Genomic DNA, 9,555 nt, shown 5'->3' with positions numbered 1-9,555 from the left:
GCCGGCGTGCGGGTCGGCTCGGCCGTGGGCGGCGCGGTGGGCTGTGCAGTGGGCTGCGCGGTCGGCGCCGTGGTCGGCTCAGCCGTCGGCGCCACCGTCGGCTCGACAGTCGGTCCCGGAGTCGGCACCGTCCCCGCCCCGAACACGGACGCCGCGGAGCCGAGCGATGCGAGCACCGTCTCGCCGTTCGCGTCGTCCACGCCGTCGTTGTCGGTCACCGCGAACACCTCGCCGGAGCCGGTGATCCCGAGGCCCTCGAGCTTCTCCTGGGTCCAGCCGTTCCCGGCCTGCAGCGCGGGCAGCACGTCGACCGCGAGGGTCTTCTCGAGCATCGGCAGCGTCTCGCCGACCGCCGCGCCGGCCTCCGTCGGCAGCGGCACCGAGTACACGGCCTTCAGCGCGGCGTCCGGCCCGTTGAGCTTGTCGCGCTCGATCACCGCGAGCGTGCCCGCGGGGGTCAGCGTGATCTCCGAGAGCCCGTTCCAGTCGCCGTCCGCCCCGGAGACGGCCTCCAGCGGGTAGCCGAAGAAGCTCCAGCTGTCGGCGGCGACGTCGTAGCGCCCGATCCGGACCACTCCGTCGGCGTCGATCGAGGCCTCGCGCTGCAGCGCCGTCCAGACGATCTCACCGGCGGCGCCGTCCTCGACGGTCACGCCCTCGAAGCCCTGCTTGCCCAGCGCCGAGGCGAGCTCCGCGGGCAGGGCGATCCGCTCGGTCACCGCGGCGTCCGCGTCGAGTCGCAGGAGCGCGTTGCCGTCGCCTGTCCCGCCCTCCGTCACGGCCCAGAAGCCGCCGTCGACGCGGGCGGCGATCCCCTCCAGATCCAGAGCGGCGGGCTCGCCGCCCTCGGTCACCGTGAGGGTCGTGTCGAGCAGCGCCGGCGAGACGGAGGTGTCGATCGAGTGGAGTGTGCTCGGCGCGTAGGCGCTGTCGCTCACCGCGTACAGGCGGTCGGGCGCCGCCGGGTCGGTCGAGAGGCCCGAGAGCGCACCCCAGGGCAGCGGCGATCCGTCGACGTCGGCCGACAGCACGGTCGGGAACGCGGGGGCGGAGGCGCCGAGCGCGTAGAGCTGCACGCTCGCGCGGACGGCGGCCTCGGCGTCGTCGGTCTCGCTCGAGACGACCAGCAGGTCGCGCTCGGGCAGGGCGAGCAGCCCCTCCGGGCCGGGCGTCGACGGCAGCGCCTGCACGAAGCGCGGTGCGGTCGGCTCCGACACGTCGTAGACGGCCACGAAGTTGGCCCGCTCGGCGCCGACGAACACGTAGGGGACGCCGTCGAAGGTGGCCGAGAGCAGGCCCTCGGGCTCGGAGCCCTTCGCGTCGGAGCGCTTGTCCGGGTAGAGCCCGAGGCGCACCGCGAGGTGGTCGAACGAGTTCCCGGCGTCCCACTGCACGGCCCCGGTCGCGGCGTCGAGGATCGACCAGCCGCGCGTGCCGCCCTTCCAGTCGCCCTCGTTCGCGATCGCGACGTGGTCGTCGCCGACCCAGCCGATCGCGTCGGGCTCGCGCGGGACGTCGGTGATCGAGCCGGTCAGCGAGATCGAGTCGTCGTCGAGCGTGTCGATGCCGCTGACGGAGGCGGTGCCCGCGGTGTACGAGGCGGTGACGGAGCGGGTGGCCAGGTCGACGATCGCGACGGCGTTGTTCTCCTGCAGCGTCACGGCGACGGCCGTGTCGGCCGGGTTGATCGAGACGTACTCGGGCTCCGGGTCCGACGGGGTGTCGAGGCCGGCGAGACCGGTGAGGTCGACGTGCTCCGGCACCCAGGCGGAGGGGTCGCCCGCGAGGTCCATCACCACGAGCTCCCCGGCGGGCGCCTGCGGGAGGTCGCCCTCCTCGCCGCCCTCGGGGGCGAGGTCCTCGTCGCGCTGGTTCTCGATCGCGATGACCGCGGTCGAGCCGTCGGTGGTGACGTCGATGGAGTCGGGCTGGCCGCCGAGCTCGATGCTCGCGACGGGCGCGAGGTCGTCGGCGTGCAGCACGCTGACGTGGCCGGAGGGGTTCGCGAAGTCGCCGTCGCTCGTGTCGACCACCGCGAGGACGTACTCGCCGGTCGCGTAGACCGACGTCGGCTCGCCGCCCACGCCGACGCCGCCGCGCGGCTCGGGGGCGTCGGGGTCCGAGATGTCGAGGACGTCGATGCGCTGCCCGGCGGAGTCCGTCGAGTAGACCAGGCGGCCGTCGGGCGACGCGCTCGAGATCTCGGCGACGGCGGAGTCGGCGGACGGGTCGGCCGCGTTGAGGTAGGCCGGCACCGTGGCGATACGGGTGAAGAAGGAGTCGCCCGCGGCGGAGGCGGGCAGGGCCGCGGCTCCGAGGGTGCAGCCGGCGAGGGTGACGGTGAGGGCGAGGGCGGCGGTGCGGGTGCGGGTATGACGAGAGGACACGGGTCTCCTGAGCGGCTTCGAAGGAACCCGCCCACGCTGGCCGCCCCCGGTGAACGCGCCGCCGCCCGCAGGTGTCCGCCCGGCGAACGCGCGGTGGCGGAGCCGCGACCGGGCGGGGTCTCGAGACGCCGCGTGCCGCAGTCCGCCGGCACGGACGCCTCGAGATCCGCCAGGCGGCGTGGTCAGCGCGCGAGGCCCTCCGCGGCCGAGCCCCAGGAGCCGAGGGCCGCGCGGACGCGCTCGTCGCGCGCTAGCGTCAGCGCCTCCGCGTACCCCTCCTCCAGCACGTCGTCGAGCCGCACCCGCGCACCCGTCTCGGAGGAGCGGACCGCCGCCTCCACCATCGCGAGGCTCCGCACGTTCGAGTGCACCTCGCCCGAGGGGACCGCCCCCGAGCCCAGCACCCGCACGAACTCCGCGAGCGAGCCCGCGATCTCCTCGGGCACGGGCTCGAGCGTGGCGGTCCGCACCGCCTCCGACTCGCGCGACTGCCACTCCGGAGCGCCGTCGCCGTCCCAGTGCGCGGTGCCGCCGGCCCCGTTCACGCGCCAGTCGCCGTTCCACGAGGTCTCGAGACCGTCGGCGCACCAGCTGCCGGTGTAGCTGAAGCGCACTCCGCCGGCGAACTCGAACACGGCGCTCGCCGCGGCTCCGTCGGCGTACCAGCTCCAGCCCGGGTTGTACTCCTCGCAGTAGACCGCGACCGGGTCGCTGTCGAGCAGGTACCGCGCCGCGTCGAAGGCGTGGATCGCCATGTCGACCAGGAGCACGTGGTCCATCTCGTCGCGGAAGCCGCCGAAGCGGGGCGCCTTCGCGAAGTGCACGGAGGCGGTGCCCAGCTGCCCGAGCCCGGCGATCTGCTCGCGGAAGGCGGTGATCGCCGCGTAGTAGCGGCGCGACTGGCTGGTCATCAGGAGCCGGCCCGAGGCCTCGGCCGTCGCCGCGAGCACCAGCGCCTCGGCGATGGTCGGCGCGATCGGCTTCTCGGAGAGCACGGGCAGCCCGGCGAACAGCGCCTCCGAGCTGACGGGCAGGTGCGCCCGCGGCACGGTCACGTTGACCACGGCGTCGGCGCCGGAGCGCGCGGCGACCTCGGCGACGGAGGTGCCGACCGCGACCGGGCCGACCCCCTCCTCCTCCGCGGCAGCCGTGGCGAGGTCGACGTCGAGGTCGACCAGGCCGACGAGCTCGGCGTCCGGGGAGTCGCGGATGGTGCGGATCCAGGCGCGGCCCATCGCGCCGGCGCCGACCTGGACGAGGCGGACCGTCATCGGACGAGCGCTCCCTCGTAGTCCTGGCCGTTGTGGAAGTCCTCGGTCTCGTAGCGCTGCAGCACCGGGAGGCGGCGCTCGGGGCGCGAGGAGCGCACCCACTCGACGCCGTTCGCGATCACGCGGCGCACCTCGGCCTGGTGGTAGACGGGGTAGTCCTGGTCGCCGGGGGAGAAGAAGAAGATGCGCCCGTGGCCGCGCTTCCAGGTCATGCCGGAGCGGAAGACCTCGCCGCCCGAGAAGGTCGAGAGGAACACGAGCTCGTCGGGCGCCGGCACGTCGAAGAACTCGCCGTACATCTCCTGCTGCGGGATCAGGAAGGGGTGCGGGATCCCCTGGGCGATGGGGTGCGTGGGGTCGACGGTCCAGACCAGCTCGCGGTCCTGCTCCGAGCGCCAGCGCAGCGTGCAGGTGGTGCCCATGAGCTTGCCGAAGATCTTCGACCAGTGGCCGGAGTGCAGGACGACGAGGCCCATGCCCGAGAGGACGTGGCGCTGGACGCGCTCGACGATCTCGTCGGAGACGTCGCCGTGGGCCATGTGGCCCCACCAGACGAGCACGTCGGTGGCGTCGAGGACGTCCTCGGTGAGGCCGTGCTCGGGCTCGTCGAGCGTGGTGGTGGAGACGGAGGCGCGCTCGCCGAGGTTCTCGCGGATGCCGTCGGCGATCGTGCTGTGCATGCCGTCGGGGTAGATCGCGCGGACCTTCTCCTCGATCTGCTCATGGCGGTTCTCGCCCCAGACGAGGACGCGGACGGGGGAGGAGGGTGTGGTCACGGTGTTCCTTCTTCGACGGTGGAGACGGTGCGGCAGTGGGCTGCCCGACACGGGGTTAACCGCTTTACCGGCCGCGTCTCCTAGGATGCGGGAGACGTCCGCCCCGCGTCAACCACGGCCGGGCGGCGCGAGCGGAGGAGGCGCGGTGGCCACGATGAGAGATGTCGCGCGCCTCGCGGGGGTCTCGATCGCGACGGTCTCGTTCGTGGTCAACGACACCAAGCCCGTCTCGCCCGAGACCCGCGAGCGTGTGCGGGCGGCGATGCACGAGCTCGGCTTCCGGCCGCACGCCCTGGCCCGCGCCCTCGCGCGGCGCCGCTCGGGGATCGTCGCGGTCGTCTATCCGCTCGTGTCGAGCCGGCCGCTCAACACCGCCACCTCGTTCCTGCTCGGAGCCGCCGAGGCCGCGGCGGAGCAGGACCACTCGATCGTCCTGTGGCCGACGGTCGGCGGCTCCGACCGCCTCGCGGACCTGCGCGCCGACGGCCTGATCGACGGCGTCGTGCTGATGCAGGTCACCAGCGAGGACGAGCGCGTGCCGGTCCTTCGGGACTCCGGAACGCCCTTCGCCCTCATCGGGCGCACCCGCGACCCGTCCGCCCTCGACTGGGTCGACATCGACTTCGAGGGCATGGTCGAGGAGGCGCTCGGCCGGCTCGCCGGCCTGGGGCACGCGCGGGTGGCGCTCGTGCTCGGCCCGGACCGCGACGCCGCGGCCGACTTCGGCCCCTACGCGCGCACCCAGGAGGCGTTCGCGCTCGCCTGCGCGGCCCGCGGCGTCGAGGGCGTGCTGCTGCGCTGCGAGGAGTCGCCCGCCGGTGGCCGCACCCTCGCCCGCTCGTTCGACCCCGCCTCCGCGACCGCCGTGGTGATCGTCAACGGGGGCGCCGCCGTCGGGTTCGCGCACGAGGTGCGGCACCGCGGGCTGCGCGTGCCCGAAAACCTCTCGATCGTCCTGCTCGCCTCCGACCCCGACGTCGCCGACCTGGCCGACCCGGCGCTCGACCTGCTCGTCGCGCCCGGCCGCGAGCTCGGCCGCCGCGGAGTGGAGGCGCTGCTCGCCCGCCTCGCCGACCCGGCGGCGCCGCTCCTCCAGGAGCGCATCGGCGGCCCGTGGCGCCCCGGCGGCTCGGTCGCCCCTCCGCACTGACGGGCGCCCCGGGAAGCCCCGGGAGCGCGCGCTACGGCACGATCGAGTCGATGTAGCCGCCGTCGACGCGCACGGCGGCGCCCGTGGTGGCCGAGGCGAGCGGGGAGGCGAGGTACGCCACCATGTGGGCGATCTCCTCCGGCTCGATGAGGCGCTTCAGCAGAGACTGCGGCCGGTGCAGGCGCATGAACTCGCGCTGCGCCTCCTCCCACGGGAGCTCGCGGTCGACCAGCTCGTAGACGAAGTCCTCGACGCCGCCCGTATGGGTCGGCCCGGCGAGCACGCTGTTCACCGTCACCCCGGTGCCGGCGGCGGCCTTGGCGAAGCCTCGCGAGACGCCCAGCAGCGCGGTCTTCGACACTCCGTAGTGGATCATCTCGGCGGGCGTGACGACGGCGGAGTCGCTGCCGATGTAGAGGACGCGGCCCCACTCGCGCTCCATCATCCCCGGGAGGTAGGCGCGGGTGAGGCGCACGCCGGTGAGCACGTTGACCTCGAAGTAGCGGCGCCACTCGTCGTCGTCGATGGAGAGCGCATCGGCGGAGCCGAAGATCCCGAGGTTGTTGACGAGCACGTCCACGTCGGCGGCCGCGCGCAGGAGGGAGGCCGTGCCCTTCTCCGTCGACACGTCGGCCGCGACTCCGCGCACCCGCGCCTCCGGCACCGCCGCGCCGACGGCCTCGATCGCCCGGCGGATCGACCGCTCGGAGCGGGCGTTCACGATCACCTCGGCGCCCGCCTCCGCGAGCGTCGTCGCGATGGCCAGCCCGATGCCCTGCCCCGACCCCGTGACGAGGGCCGTGCGCCCGGTGAGATCCAACCCGATCATGCTGCTCCGCTCCGCGCCGCCGCCCGCCGGCCGCGCTCGGGGTCGAGCATGCCACCGAGCCCTGACATCCGGCCCGCTTCCGGCTGAGGACGCCCGCGGGTCGCCGCGGCATCGCTCGGAACGGCGGAGACCGTTGCCAACCGGACACTCGTGCGTTACGGTCTAATCAATCGGCAATACGTATTACCCGCGGGTAGTAGGCCGATGACCCAGACTGTCGACGAGGACGAGGCGGACGCGTGACCCCGATGCAAGCAGATGTCGCCGTGATCGGCGGCGGCCTCGGAGGAGTGGCGGCGGCGATCGCCCTCGCCCGCAACGGCCTCTCGGTCGTGCTGACCGAGCAGTACCCGTGGCTGGGCGGCCAGCTCACCTCGCAGGGCGTCCCGCCGGACGAGCACACCTGGGTCGAGCAGTTCGGCGTCACCGCCGACTACCGGCGCCTCCGGGACGGCATCCGCGGCTACTACCGCCGCAACTACCCCCTCACCGCCGAGGCGATGCGCGACGACCGCCTGAACCCCGGCCGCGGACTCGTGAGCCGGCTCTGCGCTGAGCCCCGAGTGGCCGTCGCCGTGCTCGACGAGATGCTCGCCCCCTACCGCTCGAGCGGAGCGATCCGCGTCGTCACCGGCGTCGTCCCCTTCGCCGTCGACGGCGGCCCGGGCCGGATCGAGCGCGTCCTGCTGCGCGACCCGGTCTCGGGCGAGGAGCTCGCCGTCTCCGGACGGTACGTGGTCGACGCGACCGAGACGGGGGAGCTGCTCCCCCTCGCGGAGGTCGACTACGTCACGGGGTCCGAGTCGCGCGACGAGCACGGCGAGCCCAGCGCTCCCGCCGTCGCCGACCCGATGAACGTGCAGGCCGTCACCTGGTGCTTCGGCTTCGACAGCGCGGACGGCGACCACACCATCGAGCGCCCGGCCGACTACGACTACTGGCACGAGTACGAGGTGCCGTTCTGGGGCGGGAAGCTCCTCTCCTTCACCGCGCCGAACCCGAGGACGCTGCGCCCCGAGACCCGCACGATGCACGTCAACGCCGTGGGCGACACCCGCACCGCCGACCAGCGCGCGCAGGGCGGGGACACCGACCTCTGGATGTTCCGCCGGATCCTCGCGACCGAGACCCTCCGACCGGGCGCGCTCGACAGCGACATCGTGCTCGCGAACTGGCCGATGCTCGACTACCTCGACAGCTCGATCCTCGACGTGCCGGAGCCGGAGAAGCACCTCGCCGGCGCCCGCGCGCTCTCGCTGTCGTACTTCTACTGGCTCCAGACCGAGGCGCCCCGGCCCGACGGCGGCCGCGGCTGGCCCGGGCTCCGGCTCCGCGGCGACGTGATGGGCACCGCCGACGGCCTCGCGCAGGCCCCCTACATCCGCGAGTCCCGCCGGATCCGCGCGCTCACCACGGTGCGCGAGCAGGACGTCTCCGTCGCCGCCCGCGGGACGGGGAGCCCCGCGCGCTTCGACGACTCCGTCGGCGTGGGCATGTACCGGATCGACCTGCACCCGACCACCGGAGGCGACAACTACCTCGACGTGGAGTGCTCGCCGTTCGAGATCCCGCTCGGCGCCCTCGTGCCGCGCACCCCGACGAACCTGCTGCCCGGGGGCAAGAACATCGGGACGACGCACATCACCAACGGCGCGTACCGCCTCCACCCCGTGGAGTGGAACATCGGCGAGGCCGTCGGCGAGCTGGCGGCCCTCGCCCTCGCCGAGGACCTGTCGCCCCACGAGATCGCCGCCGACCCCGCCCTCGTCGCCCGCCTGCAGGCGAGGCTCGAGTCGCGCGGCGTAGAGACCCACTGGCCCGACGTCGTCGGGTACTGACCGGGAACACCGAGAAGACCATTGGAGAAAGAGAGACGATGAGACCAGCGAAGAAGCTGATGGCCTCGCTCGCCGCAGTCGGAGTGATCGCCGCCCTCTCGGGCTGCGGCGCCGCCGGCGGCGGGGACGACTCAGCACCCGTCGCTCTGAGGATGTCCGTCTGGACCTCCGACGAGAAGCAGCTCGCCCTGTTCGACTCGATGGCCGACGAGTACATCGCCGACCACCCCGAGATCGAGTCCGTGACCTTCGAGTCCCTCCCGTTCGCGGACTACAACTCGACCCTGACCACGCAGGCCGCGGGCGGCAACGCCCCCGACCTCGCCTGGGTGGGCGACATCGCGAAGGATCTGATCGACGCCGGAGCACTCGCTCCGCTGAGCGAGACCTTCGAGGGGACCGAGGGCTACGAGTACGACGACATCCTGCCCAGCGTGGCGCAGTCGTTCAGCCAGGACGGCGAGCTCTACGCGTACCCGTTCTCCAACTCGCCGTTCGCGCTGTACGTGAATCAGGACCTCATCGCGCAGGCCGGGCAGACCGTCGACCCCGCGACGCTCAGCTGGGAGGACGTCGACCGCATCGGCGCGGCCGTCAACGAGTCGACCGGCAAGGCCGGCTACATCATCCGCGACTTCGACTTCTCGGGCTGGCTGAGCCTCGCGAACCTCTGGGCGGGCTGGGGAGCCCAGCCGTGGAGCGACGACGGGACCCAGTGCACGATGGACTCGCCCGAGATGGTGGAGGCGTTCCAGTTCTTCCACGACTCGGTCTACGTCAGCGGCGCGACCCCCGGACCCGGCGTGACGGCGGACTTCTTCGCCGGCGACGCCGCGTTCACGACCGCGCAGGTCTCGCGGGCGAGCCTGCTCGACGGCTCGTTCCCGTTCGAGATCTACCCGCTGCCCGTCGGCCCCGCCGGCGAGTACGGCAACATCGGCCAGGCCGGCATGGCCGCGCTCGCAGGCGGCGACCACGTGGAGGAGGCGACCGGCTTCCTCTCGTTCATGACCAACCCGGAGAACTCCGCCAAGCTCGCGCAGTTCTTCCCGCCGCCCCGCGAGTCGCTGCTGTCCGGTGAGGAGCTGGCGAAGGTCAACACGCGCCTCAGCGCCGAGCAGCTCGACCGCGTCGTGGTCGACGAGCTCGCCGACGTGTCCGCCACCCCTCCGGTGACGAGCCCCGCCGAGATCACCTCGGTCGGCAAGACGGCGCTGGACCGCATGTGGTCGGCCGATGCCGACGTCGCCGAGGTGCTCGGACGCGTCTGCGACGCCATCGCGCCCGTCCTCCAGGGGAAGTGA

The 9,555-nt window shown here is 73.3% G+C and carries 7 protein-coding genes; 3 read left to right on the top strand and 4 right to left on the bottom strand.

Annotation, left to right across the window (positions count from 1 at the left end; all coding sequences use genetic code 11):
- The 3 genes from C5C95_RS12840 to C5C95_RS12830 form a co-directional block, all read right to left on the bottom strand.
- Positions 1-2,387, bottom strand: a 2,387-nt coding sequence (locus tag C5C95_RS12840) for an esterase-like activity of phytase family protein (protein WP_219814763.1), incomplete at its 3' end; no start/stop codon positions are given.
- 182 nt (positions 2,388-2,569) lie between these two features.
- A complete protein-coding gene (locus C5C95_RS12835; protein ID WP_104267971.1) occupies positions 2,570-3,658 on the bottom strand; it encodes a Gfo/Idh/MocA family protein in 1,089 nt (362 codons plus the stop codon).
- Positions 3,655-4,434 carry a ThuA domain-containing protein gene (locus tag C5C95_RS12830; RefSeq protein ID WP_104324580.1) on the bottom strand — a complete coding sequence of 260 codons (780 nt, stop codon included), beginning with the start codon at positions 4,432-4,434 and terminating at the stop codon, positions 3,655-3,657. Before C5C95_RS12830 ends, C5C95_RS12835 begins: the two co-directional genes overlap by 4 nt.
- Before the next feature lie 154 nt (positions 4,435-4,588).
- Here C5C95_RS12830 and C5C95_RS12825 point away from each other — a divergent pair, with 154 nt between their 5' ends.
- A complete protein-coding gene (locus C5C95_RS12825; RefSeq protein WP_258072667.1) occupies positions 4,589-5,584 on the top strand; it encodes a LacI family DNA-binding transcriptional regulator in 996 nt (331 codons plus the stop codon).
- 31 nt (positions 5,585-5,615) lie between these two features.
- Here the strand turns inward: C5C95_RS12825 and C5C95_RS12820 are convergent, their stop codons facing one another.
- Entirely contained in the window at positions 5,616-6,410 is a 795-nt protein-coding gene (locus C5C95_RS12820) for an SDR family NAD(P)-dependent oxidoreductase (protein WP_104238803.1), read from the bottom strand.
- 251 nt (positions 6,411-6,661) lie between these two features.
- On the opposite strand from C5C95_RS12820, the gene C5C95_RS12815 reads away from it, so the two are divergent.
- Both C5C95_RS12815 and C5C95_RS12810 read left to right on the top strand, forming a co-directional pair.
- Complete coding sequence (locus C5C95_RS12815; protein WP_104315513.1) at positions 6,662-8,251, top strand: FAD-dependent oxidoreductase; 1,590 nt, start codon at positions 6,662-6,664, stop codon at positions 8,249-8,251.
- A gap of 38 nt (positions 8,252-8,289) precedes the next feature.
- Positions 8,290-9,555 carry a sugar ABC transporter substrate-binding protein gene (locus C5C95_RS12810; RefSeq protein WP_104324578.1) on the top strand — a complete coding sequence of 422 codons (1,266 nt, stop codon included), beginning with the start codon at positions 8,290-8,292 and terminating at the stop codon, positions 9,553-9,555.

The organism is Rathayibacter sp. AY1B7 (genome assembly GCF_002932735.1).
In the GTDB taxonomy this organism is placed as follows: domain Bacteria; phylum Actinomycetota; class Actinomycetes; order Actinomycetales; family Microbacteriaceae; genus Rathayibacter.
The sequence above is the reverse complement of the archived record's forward strand: the minus strand, read 5'-3'. Positions and strand labels throughout refer to the sequence as shown.

Bases quoted from the DNA above. Each gene is read 5' to 3' on its own strand.
- C5C95_RS12835 (WP_104267971.1), bottom strand. From the start codon at position 3,658: ATGACGGTCCGCCTCGTCCAGGTCGGCGCCGGCGCGATGGGCCGCGCC.
- C5C95_RS12825 (WP_258072667.1), top strand. From the start codon at position 4,589: ATGAGAGATGTCGCGCGCCTCGCGGGGGTCTCGATCGCGACGGTCTCG.
- C5C95_RS12815 (WP_104315513.1), top strand. From the start codon at position 6,662: ATGCAAGCAGATGTCGCCGTGATCGGCGGCGGCCTCGGAGGAGTGGCG.
- C5C95_RS12810 (WP_104324578.1), top strand. From the start codon at position 8,290: ATGAGACCAGCGAAGAAGCTGATGGCCTCGCTCGCCGCAGTCGGAGTG.